The following is a 17,129-nucleotide window of genomic DNA, read 5'->3' as shown; positions in this document are numbered from 1 at the left end:
TGGAGAAAAGCATGTTTAAACTGAAACAATTAGCGGCGTGTGTGGCTTTGGCAATGAGCGCCAGCAGTGTATGGGCTGAGGGCGTGACGCTGTTGCATGTGGGGGATCAGGAGAGCTGGTTACTGTCTGCCCAGGGCAACCTGCGTGACACCAGTGCCCAGGCAATTTCATTTTATGGTGGCGTCGACCGTCTGGCGACCGTGATCAAAAATGCCGAAACGGCAGCCGTGGCCCAAGGCCGTACGGTACTCAAGCTCAACGCCGGTGATGCCTTTTTGCCTGGTCCACGTTTCACGGCCAGCCTGAACAGCCTGTCTACGAGCTACAGCGATGGCGGTCAGGATTTTTATGACGCGATCGCCTTGCGCCAGATTGGCTTTGATGCCATGGTGTTTGGCAACCACGAGTTTGATCTGGGTCCACAAATGGCTGCGCGTTTTGCTAAAGTAACAGGCAGCACTTATCTCTCTAGCAACCTGGACTTTAACGCCAGCGCTGAATTCAGTGCTTTAAAAGCCAGTGGTCAAGTGGCACCTTCCAAAGTGATCACCACCGCAGCGGGTCATAAAATTGGCCTGGTCGGGGCGACTACTCCACTGTTGCCTACCATTTCTTCACCGGGTGCAGTCAGCGTGATCGGCTACGATGCCAACCACACCGAGGCACAAAACCTGCAAGCCTTGATTCCCCTGATTCAGGCTGAAGTCAATCGTCTGCGTAACGAGCAAGGTGCGACCACCATCATCTTGATGAGCCATCTGCAAAATGCCGCTAACGAAATTGATGTCGTGGTCCCTGCATTGTCCGGTGTGGATCTGGTGTTGTCTGGCGGGGGTCATGAACTCATGGTGGATCCAGATGACCTGCTGATCAACGGCGGAGTCGGTGCCACTTATAATTCTGATCCGGTCTATGCCGTAGATGCCAATGGCCGCAATGTGCCAGTGATGACCAGCCATTTTGGTAACCGTTATGTCGGCCAGCTCAATTTTACGATTGATGATGCCAAAGGCACTTTTACAGCGGTTGAATCCAGCAAGATGATGCGCGTGTCTGGCGCGGCCGCCGATGCTGACCGCGTGGCTGGGGATGCGACCTTGCAAAGCAAGGTGGTGACACCCGTGCAAAACTATATCAATGCGCTCAATGCACAAATCATCGGCACCACTGCGGTGAAATTAAACGGCCCCACACATACGTCCTGTTCTGCCTTGCCATGCACTTTTGTGGCAGGTGTACGTAATGCCGAAACCGGCTTGGGTGATCTGGTGGCTGATGCGATGCGCTTTGCCGGTAAAACCGATGTGGCGATTCAGAACGGTGGCGGCATCCGTACCAATATCGCCGCTGCTGGCAACGTGTCCGTCGGCGATACTTTTAATATTCTGCCGTTTACCAATCTGGTTAAACGCGCACCGTCCATGAACGCGACCCAGCTCAAAGACTTGCTGGAGCACGGTTATGGCGACACCAGCCCGACCGGTCGTGCCAATGGTCGCTATGCCCAGATTTCTGGCATGCAAGTGATCTACGACAGCCGCAACCCGGCCAGAACCACACAAGGCACAGGTAGCCGCATTCAACGTGTGGTGCTGGATGACGGCACCGTACTGATTGATAACGGCGTGGTTGTCAACAATAGCCGCACCTTCTCCTTCACCACCATAGACTTTACGGCCGCTGGGGGCGATGGTTACCCGTTTGCAGCCAATGGTGTGGTGTTTGAAAACAGCCCATTCACGATTACCTATCAAGAGGCCCTGGCTAATTACATCCAGACGCCTAAAGCTGAAGGCGGTCTGGGTCGCTTGAACAATGCCGATGGCGATGAAATCACCACCAACCTGTATGGCCTGGAAAACCAGTATGACAAAGGCGGCCGTTTGATTGACCTAGCGATTGCCAACTCGACTGCTGGTGTGGCGCGCACGGGCACGGCTGGCCGTGATGTGCTGGTAGGCACTGCGGGGGATGATGTGATCAATGGTGGCCTCGGCGTGGATACGCTGACAGGTGGCGCCGGTAACGACGTGTTTGTCTACAGCAGTCTGCGTGAAGCGGGTGACACCATCACTGACTTTACCCCTTATGCCGACAAAGTGCAGTTAACTGCCTTGCTGGCTTCACTGGGTGTGTCTGCCAATACCGCATTGACTGGTGGCTATCTGCGCCTGGTGGATGTGACCGGCGGTGTACAGCTTTGGGTAGACAGTGACGGTGCTGCCGGTCCTGCCGCTGCCAGATCGCTGCTCACGCTCAAAGGCCTGACGGCGAAGCAAGTCATGCCTGCTCGCGATTTCACACTTTAACGCTCAAGTTTTCACAGTTTTACTAATGCATACTTTTACTATTTAAAAGTTTTACTAGAGGAATATTGCAATGAATATGATCAAAAAACTCACCTTGGTGGCCTTGCTGGCTGTGGTCATGCCCGCGCAAGCCGCTATTCAATCCCTGCAGTTTAATGGCCTGGTGGATTCCGGATATTACAATGGCACCAGCTACCAAGGCTTATTCAGCTTTGATGATGCTGGCCTGCTGTCCAGCGGCACTGAGTTAATTAACCTGAGCAGCTTGAACTTTAAATTTGGCAGCAGCCTGTTTGATCTGGCCACGCCTGCGTTGTCTAACGCAACCGCTGTGTTTCAGGATGGCGTGTTTACTGGCATTGAGTGGTCTGTTAACTCGAACAGCCCGGCGATTGGCTTTAGCTTTATCGCGGGCAGTGCCGATGCCTCTGATGCTTACTTTACCTATGACACCACACTGGGTTTGTCCGGTGCTGGTAGCCTGACCTACGCAGCTGCAGTGCCAGAGCCTACACAGTCTGGCCTGATGCTGCTGGGCTTGGGCGTGATTGGCTGGATCGCTACCCGCCGTCAGTCATAACCCTGTTTGCACTTGTAGCAAAAAAGCCCGGTTCGCCGGGCTTTTTTGCGCTCTGCCTATGTGTCAGAAAAAACTAGTCCGACTAGTCCTGTCTTAATGTGACTGCAACATTCACTCTTTAGACTTGCTGCTCAAATTCACTTGTCAGCAAAACTATGAAGAACACACTTGGTTTATTGGTTGCAATTTTAGGGCTCACACTTTCTGTTTCCGGCGAGGCTGCATGGAACAAAGACTGGGCTACCCAGCAAAAAATCAGCATAGACACTACCAATATCAAAGAGGCAGTCAACCAGGCGCCGATGCTGGTGCGTCTGCATTCCGGTAATTTTGATTTTACCGGCGCCAATGTGGATGGGGCTGATCTGCGTTTTATTGCGGCAGATGACAAAACCGAACTCAAGTTTACCCTGGAAAAATATGATGCCGTCAACGAATTGGCGGTGGCCTGGGTGGTGTTGCCGCAAGTATCTTCGGCCAACAAGGAGTTGTTTATCAATCTGGCAGCAGGCAATGAGTCTGCCACAGCCGCCAGCGATGCGCAGGCACTGAATGACCCGGCCTTGCTGGCACGGTTTGCCTTCTCTGAAAATGCCTTGCTCAAGGATAGCGGCCCGAGCCAGCTGACGGCCAGCGGCAACGCGACTGTACAAAAAGCCGGGTTGATTGCAGAAAGCGCCGTACTGAATAACAGCCCATTGGCATTGACTTTGCCTGCCGTACCAGCGTTGGCCAATGGCAGCACCTGGTCGGTCTGGCTTAAGCCTGCCAGCTTGCCGCAAACCGCCGTGTTGTTCAAAAGCGGCAATGTCAGCCTGCAGCTGGATGGCAGTACCTTGTCATTGCAGGCCGGTGGTGCAGCCACCAAAGCGGGCGAGTTAAAGGCCGGTCAATGGCAACATGTGGCGTTGGTGTTCCAGGCGGGCCAGGCTTTGGTTTACCTGAATGGCCAAGTCGCTGGTCAAGTAGCAGTGACCGATGCGCAAGCGGCTGCGACATTCACGCTGGGCGAAAACCTGAATGCTGAAGTCGATGAGTTGCAGTTGGCGAACACTGCCCGCAGTGCCGCCTGGCTGACCTTGGTTGCCCAATCACAAGGCGCGGATGCCAGCATGGTGAAAGTGGCTGCCGCGGGCGGGGAGGAAGAAGCAGAAGGCGGCGAAGCCAACTACATGGGCATCCTGATCAACAGCCTGACCGTGGACGCCAAAGTGGTGATCGCGATTCTGGCAGTGATGTTCGCCATCAGCGCCTGGGTGATGGTGAGCAAAGCACGCTTGGTGAGCCGGACTGACAAAGACAATGACTTGTTCTTGAAGCGTTTCCAGCAATCGAACGCAGCCGACTTGCTGGCACTGGACAAAACCGGTAGCTACACCCACTCCAGTCTGTTTGGCTTGTACAAAGCTGGCTTACGTGAAATCAAAAAACGTGAAGTGGATGGAAAAGTGGCTTTGGGTGGCGCCTCAATTGATGCGATCAAGGCCGCTGTGGATGCCGATCTGGTGCGTGAAACCCAGCGCATGAACAGCATGATGGTGTTGCTGACCATTGCGATTTCCGGTGGACCTTTCCTGGGCCTGTTGGGGACTGTGGTGGGTGTGATGATCACCTTTGCTGCCATTGCCGCCGCCGGTGACGTTAACGTGAACGCGATTGCGCCGGGGATTGCAGCCGCCTTGCTGGCCACGGTGGCTGGCCTGGGCGTGGCGATTCCTGCCCTGTTTGGCTATAACTATCTGGCCAGCCGCGTCAAAAACATCACCATCGCCATGCAGATTTTTGTCGATGAGTTCATTACCCGTACCGCTGAACTGTACGGTAAGGAATAAGGCATAAGCGATGTCAGAAGGCGTCAAAGAAGAGAACCAGCTCTACGACGAGATCAACATTACGCCCATGCTGGATCTGGCGTATGTGCTGCTGGTGATTTTTATCATCATGACTACCGCGTCCGTGCAAGGCGTCAAAGTCGACATGCCGCACACGGTGAACTCTGCTGCCTTGGCCAAACCGCAAATGCGCGCGATTACCGTTACCAGTGATGGCAGTGTCTACCTTGATGCGTTCCCGGTGGATATGGCACAGCTGGAGCAGCGGCTGGCGCAATATAAAAGCAGCAATCCCGAGCTGCCGGTGGTGCTTAAGGGGGATGCCGCCGCGCATTATGAAAAGGTCTCTGAAGTGCTGGAAATCTGTAAACGGCTGGACATTACCGAAGTCGGCCTGGTGACCAAGAAAGTGGTGGAGTAAGCCATGCAGGTACAAAACGACGCTCAACCATACGACACCATCAACATCACGCCCATGCTGGATTTGGCCTATGTGCTGCTGGTGATTTTTATCCTGATGACCACGGCGGGCGTACAAGGCTTGACCATGAATCTGCCCAAGCCGTCTAACAAGCCCAGCACTGAAAAACACGACATCAAAATCGTGCAGGTACAACAGGGCGGCACGCTCACCATCAATGGGGTTGGCGTGACCATGGCTGAACTGGAGACACAACTCAACCAGGCCAAGGCCATGGACCCTAAATTCAACGTCATGATCAAAGGCCAGCCGCAAGCGCCTTATGCCGGGGTCATTGGCGTGATTGATCTGGTTAACCGCTTGCAAATTGAAAATGTCGGCCTGGTGACCGGCAAAATTGGGACCTAGGGTATGGCGATGGAAGATAACTTTTCCAATGACACGCCGGTACATCCCGCACGGCTTTGGGCGACCCGCATCCTGATTGCTGTATTGGTGCTGGCCGTGTTGGCTGGCATCGCTTATGGCATCAAAAAACTGTTTTCGGGTGGGCCGACGCAGAAAAAGCAAATCACTACTGTGAAATTGCTGCCCGACACACCGCCGCCACCGCCACCGCCTCCGCCTAAAGAGCCGCCCAAGGAAACACCAAAAGAGCAGCCGAAAGAGGCGCCTAAAGAGCCTGAGCCCAAACCGGTTGAAGCACCGCCTGCCGAGAACCTCAAGATGGAAGGTGCTGCGGGAGATGGCCCAAGTCCCTTCCAGTCCGGTGCCGTGAATAATGAGTACAAGGGGGGCGACGTCACCACTGGTCCCAAGATTGGCGGCAAAAAGAATATGGCTGCGTTTGCCTGGTTTACCAACAAGGTAGATGCGCAAATCAAGAAAGCGCTGGATGCAGAAAGTGGACTGAGCAAAGTGAAGTATCAGGTCGATGTCAGGGTGTTTTTAAATGCCCAGGGCGACATTGATCATGCGGAATTGATTGACTCCAGTGGCGATGCTGAAACCGATGCCTTGATCCGCAAAGTATTGAGCCGGATTCCGCCGTTGAAAGAGTCTGCGCCAGAGGATATGCCAAGAAAGGTCATCGTCAGAATGGCCTCGAAAAACATGTCATGAAGTACGGAACACACAACAGCGTTAATCACTATTGATCGCAAGCCTCGCAGTAAAGAGCCTCTTGCTAAAGAGCGAAAGTAACTAGGGAAAGATATGAAGATAAAAGCAAAGAACTGGATGATTCCATGGCTGGTGGCCGGCCTGTTTAGCACACAAGCCCAGGGTGTACTCGCCGGTGAGCGTGAATCACTGGAAGAGGTGCGAGCCACCACCATGAATTTGATCGAGTTGCTGGTACAAGAGGGTGTACTGTCTAAAGAAAAGGCAGATGCTTTGCTCAAGCAGGCGCAAGCTGCCAAACAAAAAGCACAAGAAGAAGCGGCCAGTGTTGCCGAATCTGCAGCACCAGATGCGCCAGCTGCGGCGACGCAATCGAAAGCGATCCGCGTGCAATATGTGCCTGAGCATGTCAAAAACGAAATGCGTGCTGAGATTGAGCAAGAGGTGATGAAAAAACTCAATTACAAGGCAGGCGAGCGGTTAGGGATTCCAGAGTGGATTGATCGCGTTGAGTGGACGGGTGCTCTGCGTTTGCGCTACCAGGAAGATATGTTCAATGAGTTCAACACGCCCCCTGTGTTTTTGCGAACCAATGAAGTCCAAAACATGAGCAGTGTGAACAATACCACTGAAGACCGTGATCGCCAGCGTATCCGGGCTTTATTCGGCGCTAATTTAAAGATTAATGAATGGTTGAACGGCGGCATCCGCTTTACCACCGGCATGCTGCAAACACCAGTCACGCCTAACCAGACAGAAGGGTTCTCGCAGGGCAAGTTTGTATTTGGCCTGGATCGCGCTTTTCTTGAAGGCAAGCCATATGATTGGCTAACATTGACTGGTGGCCGTTTTGCCAACCCATTCTTTACCGGTAACCCGACATTCAATACTGACTTGCTCTGGGACCCTGATCTGGCCTTTGATGGTTTTGTGGCAAGAGCTAACCCGGCGATTAACAATCACTGGCGGGTATTCTCGACGGTTGGCGCTTTCCCGATCGAAGAGATCGAGTCTTCTGATACGAACAAAGCCAGAGACAAATGGCTTTATGCTGCTCAGGGTGGCATCGAGTGGACAGCCAGCAATGACACCAAGGTTAAGCTGGGGGTGGCCTACTATGATTTTGAAAATATAGAGGGCGAGCGTAACCCGGTCAATGACAGTCTCAAGTATGCGGGTACAGCCCCGTTATGGCGCCAAAAAGGGAATAGTACCTTCAGTATCGATGGTCTAAATAGCAATCTTTGTGGTGACACCGGCCCTTGTGGACTGGCTTCCAAATTTCAGTTGATCAACTTTACCGGTGAGATTGATTTAGCCACGTTCGATCCGGTTCACGTGATCTTGCACGGGGCTTATGTGCAAAACATCGGTTTTGATCAGCAAGAGATACTGCGCCGCACTGGTAACTTGTATAAAAAAGAAAATGAGGGCTATGAACTCTCACTCATGGTGGGTAATCCTTTGATTAAAAAGCTGCATGACTGGCAAGTGTTTGGTGGCTATCGTCGTCTGGAGCGTGACGCGATGATTGATGGGTTCACAGACTCCAACTTCCGCTTAGGTGGCACCGATGCCAAGGGCTTTTTTGTGGGTGGACAGTATGGTCTGGGCAAAAACGCCTGGTTATCTTCCAGATACGTCAGTGCCGATGAAATTTCTGGTTTGCCATTCTCTGTGGACACCTTCTTTCTTGACTTTAATGGCCGGTTTTAAAGGGACTGTATGAAACTCATCTCGTCACTCCTGCTGAGCCTGAGCTTGATTGGACTCTGTGTAGAGCCAACGGCTGCTGCAGAAAAGCAGGACAAATCGGCCAAACGTGCCGCCATCCTCATGCAAAAAATGAAGCAGGATTTGGAGGCTGAAAAATCTGCCCTGCAATCGCAGTTTGAGCAAGAGAAACAGGGCTTGTCGCAAGCCTTGGATCAGGCACAGTCTGCACAGCGCTCGCATTCGGCCAAATTGCAGGGACAGCTCAAACGCAACCAGCAATTGCAGTCTGACAATCAGAAGCTGTTGCAGGAAAAAGACGCGTTATCTACGCAACTCAAACAGTTGCAAACACAGCTCGCCGAAAAAAACCAGCAACTTGAGGCGGCCGAACAACAACTCAAGCTTGCACATGCGACGCAAGAGAGCAACGAGCAGCAACGCAAACAACTGCTTTCCAAAGTGAGTGACAACCACCAGAAGCTGACCAGCTGCGAAGAAAAAAATAGCCGTTTGTATGCGTATGGGCATGAGTTGGTGGATTTGTATGACAATGCCAGTTTTTATCAAAAAGTGCTGCGTTCAGAGCCGTTTTTTCAATTAAAGCGGGTTGAACTTGAGAATATCCTTCAAGAAAAGCACAGCCAGTTACTGGAAAACAAGGTCGACAAAGTTGCAACGCCTTAAGTGGCTTCCAGCATAGGCAGGTAGACGGTTTGATGATAGGCTTGCCTGCATGATGCGTTTAATTGATCACTGGTTCACGCGCGCAGAATGTGCGCGCATCTTTCCGTTTATCGGCTTTATTTTGCTGTTGGCCCTGCAGCCTTGGTTAGTGGATCTCTTCACTGCGCTGGGGGTGGCGGGGCAAGCGGCGTATTTGTGTCGCTGCTTGCTGGCCTTGTGGCTCCTGTTCTACTTTAAAGCCGATTATCGCGAGTTGACCGACAAGCCTGCGCGCGCTCAGATTGGGCTTGCCTTACTGGCGGGGGTGCTGGTGTTTGTGCTGTGGATTGCGCCTTACCCAGTCTGGTTGGGTGGGAGCGAGACACAAGCCATCGTGGCGATGCCTATGCAGACAGGGGAGGATCTGTTCTGGTTAGCTTGCCGTTGGGCGGGTTCTGCATTGGTGGTGCCTGTCATTGAAGAATTGTTCTGGCGTTCGTATCTGATGCGCAGGCTGGATGCGAACGATTTTCTGACTGTGTCACCTGCCGCAGTCACGACTTATGCAATCCTGCTAAGTAGCGTATTATTCGCTGTGGAGCATCAACTCTGGTTTGCAGGGCTGTTGGCAGGATTGGTATATGCCTGGTTATACCGTCATTTCCAGGTGCTCTGGGTCGCAATCATTGCGCATGTCACCACCAATGCTCTCTTAGGGGCGTGGGTAGTGTTTGGTGACCATTGGCAATATTGGTGAACCGAGTGTGTAAGCGTTTGTCTTGAACAGCGCGTCTTGCTCAAGACGGCGGATTAAAAACCGTTATCAGGTTGCGAGTGATCGCAACAGAAGTTAAAAATAGCGAATATTAAAGGGTGATGATGAAAAAAATCGCATTGATCGTACCAGCACTGATGCTGGTAATGGCTGGTTGCAGCAAACATGATGAAGCCAGTAAAGGCGGCTCCCAGGTGGTTGCCAAGGTGAATGGTAGTGAAATTACCGTTCACCAGCTGAATTTTGCCTTGTCCAAACTGGGCAAGCTGGACCAGTCGCAAGTGAAAGCCGCATCTGAAAAAGTGTTACAGCAAATGGTAGACATGGAATTGCTCAAGCAAAAATCTGTGGACGAAAAGCTTGACCGTGACCCGAATGTGTTACAAGTGCTAGAGGCCACCAAGCAGCAAGTGCTGGCGCAAGCCTATATGCAAAAAGTGGCCGCTAAACAGGGCACCCCTTCTGCAGCGGATATCCAGAAGTTTTATGACACGCATCCTGAATTATTCAGCGAACGTAATGTGTATGTGATCCAGGAATTTGCCGTGAAAGATGGCACGCAACACGTCAGCGAAATTGAAGCAGGCATTAATGCTGCCAAGACGCCTGAGGAAATTGCGAAATGGCTGCAAGACAATAAATACGTCTTTAACGTGAATGCCAGCCGCAAAGCCGCCGAACAGTTGCCACTCGAGTTGCTCAAGCAGCTTAACGCGTTGAAAGCCGGTGATACATTGGTGGTCAAAAGCCCACAAGCGCTGGTTTTGCTGTATCTGGCCAAAGTCGATCGCCAACCGGTCAATTTTGACAATGCTAAACCAGTGATCCAGCAGTTCCTGGTCAACTCTGGACAGCAAACACTGATCAAGAATGAGGTTGCGAGTTTGCGCAAAGAGGCCAAGGTCGAGTTTTATGGCGACTTCTCTAAAATGACCCTGAACGCTGACACCACTGCGCCTGCAGTCCCGGCAGCCAAACCAGAACCTGCAGCGGTTGCACCAACATCGCCAACAGATGCTACACATAATCAGGCGATTGAAAAAGGCCTGTCCGGTTTGTAAGCATTGACTTGCCAACCGGGCGGCAGACCTGTCGCACCAACAAAAGCCCCGCATATTGCGAGGCTTTTGTTTTAATGGTGATCACTGAACGGGCCTGACTTTCAAGATGATATCTAGCCTAGCTGCCCACAATGAATTAATTGTGGATGAAAACTTAGTTTCTGTTGGACAACGAAATGCGACCGAGAGGATCGCTCTATTGTTCATTAGTTTATACAAACGGGCAGCTCAACTTGGATTAGTCGAATCCAAAGGATTTGATTTTCCAATGACTCAACAACACATCGCTGACGCGATGGGATTGTCATTGGTTCATACGAACAAGTCGTTGGCAAAACTTAAGAAAATGGATTTGTTTGAGTTTGATGGTCAACGATTGATCATCAAACAATATGAGAAACTTAAGAAGCATGCAGACTACTATTCCTTGCCTTTAAGACAAAGGCCATTAGTCTGAATCATTACGCATGGACCCATGCACAAAAACGAAAGATTGAAGCACTCGTTTCAATTGGTGGCATCCTTCACAGTCAATAAAGCCATTCCTACAAGGTTCAATCGACCTTTTTCACAGTTGTTTAGTTAGACACAGACGCTATGAGCGTTATCCAGGTGGTATACGACAGTGGATTCTGACAGTACTTTGCCCTTTTTGCCGATAACAAGCATCCACAAAAAAAAGCATCATGCATATAACGCTCAATTTTCACTAAATCATTTTAGTTGTCTTAAATCACTAAGGAGAATGCAATGGGTAAATACGTGTTGGCTTGGCTTTTGGGAGTGCCGGGGCTTTTATTGCTGATTATTTATTTCTTTTTCCACTAATTTTTTGAGGTGTAAGTGAATGAAAAAAGATACAAGAAAAAGTAGTGCTTCATTGAATTTGGACATTAAAAAAATCAAAGAGAATGCAAGAAAACATGTAGAAGACGGCGCAAAGACCTCTTCATACAAAGGAAACGTTGATGAGGTGATCGCATTACTAAACGCTTCTTTAGCAACAGAAATTGTGTGTGCACTTCGTTACAAACGCCATTATTTCACCGCAACTGGCATCCACTCCAATTCTATTGCGAGTGAATTTAATTTACATGCACAAGAAGAGTTATCCCATGCAGATCTGATTGCTGAGCGTATCGTTCAACTTGGCGGAGAGCCAGATTTCTCACCAGAAACCTTAACACTTCGCAGTCATGCCGATTATGTACCATGCCTGGCATTGAAAGAAATGATTAAGGAGAATTTAGTGGCTGAGCGCATCGCAATCGATACATATCATGCATTGATCCGTTATATCGGCGATAGCGACCCGACAACGCGTGTAATGTTAGAAAAGATCCTCGCTCAAGAAGAAGGGCATGCCGATGAATTATCAGATTGGCTCAAGGTTGCTTAGCTTGCCAGCCTCAGCATTTTATTTTTTAGGAATTAGAAAATGAAATTCTGTTCACTTAAAACTAGTATCTTTGTAATGGCCACATTGATCTCAATAACGGGCTGTAAAAAGCATGAAAATGCTGAGGCTTTAGGCAGACAAATAGATAATAAAGTCGAAAAAGCAGGAGAAAAAATCGACGTTACACTAGAGCAGTTCTCTATAAAGGTTGACGAGGCAAGAGAAGCAATTAAAAATGAAATTGAAAGTGACCACGATTAGAATTGGTATGACGACTTTAACTCCACAGCGTGTTGAATTTGTATAAAGGCCGATGGGTGACAAAGTGGGCTTTTATCTTTGGATATTTCTAAGCGTATGGTAAACCTGATACTCACAGGAGACCAATCTCTGAGTGGTGCAGCCCGTGTAGGGCGGACTCGTTTTACAGTCCGCAATCTCACTGATGATCTTGCGGTTATCAAGCGTCCTCTCAATCCTCTGAACGCACTAACCTTTAACCTTACCTCAAGCGCGCTGTTTTCTGCGCCAGGCCCAGCCGCCAGCGAGCAGCAAGGCCAATGGCAGCCCAAACTGAAACCCGTTAAACAGCAGCATGAGCCAGGTACGTTGCGTTGGTAATGCAATCACGGTATCGCGTAACGGCGTCACCGGCAGGCTGACGGTAGGCTGGTTATTCACGACCCATTGCAGGCTTTGCAGACTGAGCGCCAGGTTGCCACCGCGCTGGATTTGCTGGTTAGAAAAAAAGTCTGGGCTCGCGATGACCAGAATACGTTGTTTGTTGCCCGAGGCTAAGGGTTTTTCCAGCGCCAGCATCAGTGTGGCCGGGCCGGGCGTATCTTTAGTGGCATTGAAGGTCATGGCGGAGGGCGACGGATGTGCGGGCTGATAGCTTGCGCTTACCCAGCCTTGTTCTGCTGCTGCCACCAGAGGCAGGCTTTGCCACGGGTCATTCGGGGTGCGCTGGTGCTCTATCGCGTGCGCCTGGTTGAAGAAGGTGCGCAAGCCAAATTCCTGCGTCGGTCCGCGGGCGCCATAGCGCTGGGTACTTAAATCATGCAGGGGAATATCAAACTGGCGATTGACTGGATCAATGACTATGCCTGGGCTAATGGTCAGGCGCAGGTCTTGTGCCAGTGCTTGCAAGCCCTGTGTCTGCGGCGAGGTGGTGAGCCAAACCAGGTTGCCGCCTTGTTGCACATGTTGGCGAATCGCCGCGATTTGTGCAGGCGAGTAGGGTTTGTCGCTCCCGGCCAGGACCAAACTTGGTAAGGTTTTCGCTGGCGTGGCTGGCAGGTCTCCGGTCAAGACGGGAACGCCTGCATTTTGTAGGGCTTGTGCCAATTGGCTAAAGCCAGTGCCATGCGTGTCATGCAATGCATGGGCCGCGAGAAATTGCAGCGGGGCGCGTTCGCCATGCTGCAGGCTGAGTAAGGCATTGGTAAAGGCTTCTTCGGTATAAGGCAAATACAGGCGCTGCTGCTGGCCGGCATAGCGGATCAGCATTTCGCCTTCTTTTTTAATCTGCCACTCTCTGGCCAGCGTAGGTGCGGTGGCCGGATCAATAAATTGCAGATGTATGCCGCGGTGTTGCTGCTGATAGCGCTGCACCAGCGCCACAATCGACTTGCGGAAATAGCGGCCCTTGAACGGGCTGTTGCTGCAAAACGCGATAATCTCTATCTGCCCCGGCAGGTCGTTGAGAACCTGCTGGCTGGTGGCAGATAAGGTGTTGCGATGATTGTGTGTGGTATCTGCCGTGGCATGAAACTGCCAGGCCAGCCAGCCCAGTCCCAGTGCCACAATTAGCAGCGCAGGCACCACCAGTTGATGCTGCCACCAGTGGGCAAGGCGCTGGCTTAATGGAGGGACGGTGGAGGTGTCTTTGGGTGTATTAGCCATACAGTCGGTCCGCATGTAAACGCCGGATCGCCAGCAGCACAAAAAAGCCGGCAAACAAGACAAAAAACAGGATGTCGTAGCTATTGAGAATGCCCAGCGCAAACTGGCGGTAATGCTGCATCAGTGAAAAATCATGAAACAGGGCCTGGTGGTCGTCGCTGAAAAACTTATCCAGCAACAGCCAAAAAGTCAGCGCGGTCAGGCTGCAGAATGCTGCCAGGATAGGGTTGGCGGTCAGGCAAGAAATATAGAGCCCGAGTGCACTGCTGGCTAGCATCAATAACCATAAGCCAAACGCATGCGTGAGCAGATAGGGCAGGTCAATTTCTGCCCAGGGCAGCAGCAGCGCGATCATCAGCACCATGCTGAGAATTAACAGACTCAAATAGCTGAGGATGCCAAGCAGCTTGCCCAGAATCAGTTCAGTCATACTGAGTGGCGCGCTCATGAGCAAGGCCATGGTCTGGTTTTTGCGCTCTTCACTGATCAGCTTCATGCTCACCAGTGGCACCACAAACAGCATCAGCACGGCTGCCACACCAAACACACCTTCCGCCATAAACTGGGTGAGGCCGATACGCTGCACCTGCCAATGCGCGCTTTGCATGATCTCGAAATACTGGTTAAAACTCAGGCTGTAATAAGTGCCAACAATGGCCTGAAAGATGGCCAGCACCAGCCAGCCCATGGGTGTGGCAAACAGGCTGCGTAATTCTTTGCGGGCAATGATCAGTATCATGGGCAACCCTGCGCTTACAAGCCCTTGATAATGCCGAAACGCACGGCAATATGTACCAGCTGGCCCGTGGTTTCGACGCCTAGCTTTTGCCGCACACTGGTCTGGATGTTGGCGACGGTTTTATAGCCAATATGCATGGCCTTGGCAATCGCTGCCAGCGCCTCCCCTTGGGCAATGCGTCTGAATACCTCAAACTCGCGTGGCGAGAGTTTCTGGATCGGGTTTTCCTGGCTTTCCAGGTGATACATGGACAAACTCTGCGCCAGTTCGTTATTGATGTAGCGGCCGCCCTTGAGGATTTTCTGCACCGCCTCCAGCACTACTTCTGGCGGCTCAGTTTTGGTCACATAGCCGCGTGCACCTGCTTGAATCGCGCGCGTGGCATAGATGCAGTCGTCATGCATGCTAAAAATCAACACGCGCATCTGCGGCTTGCGGTGCAAAATGCGTTTGAGCGTTTCCAGCCCCCCTATGCCAGGCATGTCCAGATCGAGGATCAGCAAGTCCGGGTGGTTTTTTTCCACCAGCAGGCAGGCTTCTTCGCCACTCAATGCATCTTGCGTGACCTGGTGGTTGGCCTGCTCCAACATGGTCCGCAAGCCTTGTCTGAGCATGGCGTGGTCATCTGCGATCATTACTTTGGCCATGACGCGTACGACTCCTTATTTCTTGTTGGCAAAGGTGATGTTCACACATTTGTCGTTGGCAAATGTGAGTTCGGCGGTATTGAAATATTTATTTGGCGCATATTGAATCTTGCCCTGGTAATACCACATTTCAACGCTATCACCTTCGCCTGCCGTCGCTTGACCTTTTTCCTGCAGGATCTGGTCAGCGTTGTGGGGTTTAACGGCGACTTCCTTTTTCACCGGTTTGCCCAGTTGCTCTTCGACAAACTGGCGGGATTTTCCGCTATAAGCCTGCAAGAAGGGTTGCTCTAGCGTGTTGAGGTCTTTGGCTGCGAGCGAAAAAGGGAACAGCAGTACGATCAGGCCTGGCCATTTAGGATGTTGCATAGTCATTGACTCCCGGGTTGGTGGGTAAGGAAGAGGCAGGCAAAGCCTGCGGGTGTGCCTGCAAGGGCAATAGGCCAGTAATCAAGGTGCCGGCTTGCAAGCCACTCATGAGCTTGAAGCTGCCATGCAGGGATTCGATGCGTTCGCGCATGCCGACCAGGCCGACGCCTTCGGTGGCGAGTGAAGTATCCATGCCTTTGCCATTGTCACGTACTTCAATCTGCAACCACCATTTGTCCTGACGCTGGATCACCTGCAAATCGATCCAGACTTCGGTGGCCTGAGCGTGACGTGCAATATTGGTCAGCGCCTCTTGCGTCACGCGGAATGCCACGATATTGATATCTTCGTTTAAGGCATGCTCGCCGGTATCCAGCATCAAATGGCAATCCACGCGCGGATTGAGTTTTTTCCAGTCGCTCACCAGTCGCTCGATGGCACCAACCAGGCCCAGTGAATCCAGTGCGGGCGGGCGCAGATGCTTGATCAGGGCGCGGATGGATTGCTGGACGTGTTGCGTATTGGAGGCGATTCTGACCGCAATCACATGCGCCTGCTCCGGCGTGCTTTTTTGCAGGGTGAGTGCATCCATACGGATCGCCGTCAGGTATTGCCCGGTTTCGTCATGAATCTCGCTGGCAATATATTTGCGCTCATGCTCCTGCACCTGCATGGCATGGCGCGCCAGCACACGGTTTTCTTTCAGAGTACGTTCCAGGTCCTGCTCGACTAGGCATTGCTCGGTCATATCTACCAGATACCCATGGATTTGTGCGGCCTGGTTGTCGCTGGGCGCCATGTAAACAAAGCGGGCACTCACATAACACGGCAGGCCATCCGGGCGGCGGATTTGCAGCTTGTTGAAATTGATTTCCTGCTGCTGTTGCAATTGCACAATAAATGGCAGCCAGTCAAAGCTGAACAACTCACGTGTATTGCGGTTGTGGTTCAGTGGACGGCAAATACGCTCAAAGGCGCGGTTGTGCATGCCGATATTGCCCTCCAGGTCCAGCACTACATTCCCGGTCAAATCTCCATCAAACAGGGTTTTATAGAGCTGCTGGCTGCTACTCAGGCGCGCCTCGGTCTGTTTGCGGCGCTGAATTTCGGCATGAATCTCACGCCAGCGGCGCTGACTGAACCACACACTGAGCAACACCAATACAAACAGGGTCAGCGGGACTTCGTCTAATTGCGCATATTCATAGGTTAGTAGCCAGGCGTTCACACGTTCTGCCAGGTCGAATGCGGATGACAGCACAAAAGTGACGGCCACGCCTGCGATCACAATAAGCGTGTCACGACTGGCCCGACTGAGATGGCCGAGCTGATGAAATACCCTAAAGAATGGCATAGACCAATGATATGAATGCATGACTTGAAAGATCCACTCAGTCAGCGCAGAGCACATCTGCTATTGACGGTGTTGGCGGTCAATTTGCGCCAAGTGAATGTGCGCCACTATAGACCACATCCTTAAGCTGGCTGTAGTGAAAGATTCCCGTTGTGGGGTGTGATGCGATGATGAATTCTTGAATAGATGATAGGGAATGTTTCATCTATTGCCAATGTTACAAATTATTAACAATTT

At 51.5% G+C, this 17,129-nt stretch carries 18 protein-coding genes; 13 read left to right on the top strand and 5 right to left on the bottom strand.

What is annotated here, in order from left to right; all coding sequences use genetic code 11:
- The first annotated feature begins 11 nt into the window (after nt 1-11).
- The 13 genes from GOC95_RS11475 to GOC95_RS11415 all read left to right on the top strand — a co-directional run bounded on the left by GOC95_RS11475 (nt 12) and on the right by GOC95_RS11415 (nt 12,139).
- Nucleotides 12-2,309, top strand: a complete 2,298-nt coding sequence (locus GOC95_RS11475) for a 5'-nucleotidase C-terminal domain-containing protein (RefSeq protein ID WP_275357185.1) — start codon at nt 12-14, stop codon at nt 2,307-2,309.
- Nucleotides 2,310-2,379: 70 nt separating this feature from the next.
- A complete protein-coding gene (locus GOC95_RS11470; RefSeq protein WP_275357183.1) occupies nt 2,380-2,889 on the top strand; it encodes a PEP-CTERM sorting domain-containing protein in 510 nt (169 codons plus the stop codon).
- A gap of 155 nt (nt 2,890-3,044) precedes the next feature.
- Nucleotides 3,045-4,721: a DUF2341 domain-containing protein gene (locus GOC95_RS11465; protein WP_275357181.1), complete on the top strand. Its 1,677-nt coding sequence runs from the start codon at nt 3,045-3,047 to the stop codon at nt 4,719-4,721.
- Nucleotides 4,722-4,731: 10 nt separating this feature from the next.
- Nucleotides 4,732-5,142: a biopolymer transporter ExbD gene (locus GOC95_RS11460; RefSeq protein ID WP_018986307.1), complete on the top strand. Its 411-nt coding sequence runs from the start codon at nt 4,732-4,734 to the stop codon at nt 5,140-5,142.
- A gap of 3 nt (nt 5,143-5,145) precedes the next feature.
- Nucleotides 5,146-5,550, top strand: coding sequence for a biopolymer transporter ExbD (locus tag GOC95_RS11455; RefSeq protein ID WP_194747416.1), 405 nt, complete (start codon nt 5,146-5,148; stop codon nt 5,548-5,550).
- Nucleotides 5,551-5,559: 9 nt separating this feature from the next.
- Complete coding sequence (locus tag GOC95_RS11450) at nt 5,560-6,264, top strand: TonB C-terminal domain-containing protein (protein ID WP_275357179.1); 705 nt, start codon at nt 5,560-5,562, stop codon at nt 6,262-6,264.
- A 93-nt stretch (nt 6,265-6,357) separates the two neighbouring features.
- Entirely contained in the window at nt 6,358-7,980 is a 1,623-nt protein-coding gene (locus GOC95_RS11445; RefSeq protein ID WP_275357177.1) for a putative porin, read from the top strand.
- A gap of 9 nt (nt 7,981-7,989) precedes the next feature.
- Nucleotides 7,990-8,664, top strand: a complete 675-nt coding sequence (locus GOC95_RS11440; RefSeq protein ID WP_275357175.1) for a hypothetical protein — start codon at nt 7,990-7,992, stop codon at nt 8,662-8,664.
- A gap of 49 nt (nt 8,665-8,713) precedes the next feature.
- Complete coding sequence (locus GOC95_RS11435) at nt 8,714-9,400, top strand: CAAX prenyl protease-related protein (protein WP_275357173.1); 687 nt, start codon at nt 8,714-8,716, stop codon at nt 9,398-9,400.
- 119 nt (nt 9,401-9,519) lie between these two features.
- The gene (locus GOC95_RS11430; RefSeq protein WP_228518682.1) at nt 9,520-10,479 is read left to right on the top strand and encodes an EpsD family peptidyl-prolyl cis-trans isomerase; all 960 of its coding nucleotides are present in this window, start codon (nt 9,520-9,522) and stop codon (nt 10,477-10,479) included.
- Nucleotides 10,480-10,621: 142 nt separating this feature from the next.
- Nucleotides 10,622-10,936 carry a helix-turn-helix domain-containing protein gene (locus GOC95_RS11425; protein ID WP_275357170.1) on the top strand — a complete coding sequence of 105 codons (315 nt, stop codon included), beginning with the start codon at nt 10,622-10,624 and terminating at the stop codon, nt 10,934-10,936.
- A 390-nt stretch (nt 10,937-11,326) separates the two neighbouring features.
- Nucleotides 11,327-11,878 (top strand): ferritin-like domain-containing protein, encoded by a 552-nt coding sequence (locus GOC95_RS11420; protein WP_194747409.1) that lies wholly within the window; start codon nt 11,327-11,329, stop codon nt 11,876-11,878.
- A gap of 39 nt (nt 11,879-11,917) precedes the next feature.
- Complete coding sequence (locus GOC95_RS11415; RefSeq protein WP_194747407.1) at nt 11,918-12,139, top strand: hypothetical protein; 222 nt, start codon at nt 11,918-11,920, stop codon at nt 12,137-12,139.
- Nucleotides 12,140-12,385: 246 nt separating this feature from the next.
- On the opposite strand, the gene GOC95_RS11410 is transcribed toward GOC95_RS11415, so the two are convergent.
- Genes GOC95_RS11410 through GOC95_RS11390 form a run of 5 tightly spaced genes read right to left on the bottom strand, consistent with a single transcriptional unit; the run spans nt 12,386 to nt 16,913 of the window.
- Nucleotides 12,386-13,783, bottom strand: coding sequence for a DUF4350 domain-containing protein (locus GOC95_RS11410; protein WP_275357167.1), 1,398 nt, complete (start codon nt 13,781-13,783; stop codon nt 12,386-12,388).
- Nucleotides 13,776-14,522, bottom strand: coding sequence for an ABC transporter permease subunit (locus GOC95_RS11405; protein WP_194747403.1), 747 nt, complete (start codon nt 14,520-14,522; stop codon nt 13,776-13,778). The genes GOC95_RS11410 and GOC95_RS11405 overlap by 8 nt, the downstream gene beginning before the upstream one ends.
- A gap of 14 nt (nt 14,523-14,536) precedes the next feature.
- Nucleotides 14,537-15,169: a response regulator transcription factor gene (locus GOC95_RS11400; protein WP_194747401.1), complete on the bottom strand. Its 633-nt coding sequence runs from the start codon at nt 15,167-15,169 to the stop codon at nt 14,537-14,539.
- A 15-nt stretch (nt 15,170-15,184) separates the two neighbouring features.
- On the bottom strand, nt 15,185-15,538 hold the full coding sequence (locus GOC95_RS11395; RefSeq protein WP_275357165.1) for a hypothetical protein: 354 nt from the start codon (nt 15,536-15,538) through the stop codon (nt 15,185-15,187).
- Nucleotides 15,525-16,913 (bottom strand): PAS domain-containing sensor histidine kinase, encoded by a 1,389-nt coding sequence (locus GOC95_RS11390; RefSeq protein WP_275357164.1) that lies wholly within the window; start codon nt 16,911-16,913, stop codon nt 15,525-15,527. The genes GOC95_RS11395 and GOC95_RS11390 overlap by 14 nt, the downstream gene beginning before the upstream one ends.
- Nucleotides 16,914-17,129 lie beyond the last annotated feature (216 nt).

Source organism: Methylophilus sp. YYY-1, from assembly GCF_029132825.1.
In the GTDB taxonomy this organism is placed as follows: domain Bacteria; phylum Pseudomonadota; class Gammaproteobacteria; order Burkholderiales; family Methylophilaceae; genus Methylophilus; species Methylophilus glucosoxydans.
This window is presented reverse-complemented; position numbering and strand designations above follow the sequence as displayed.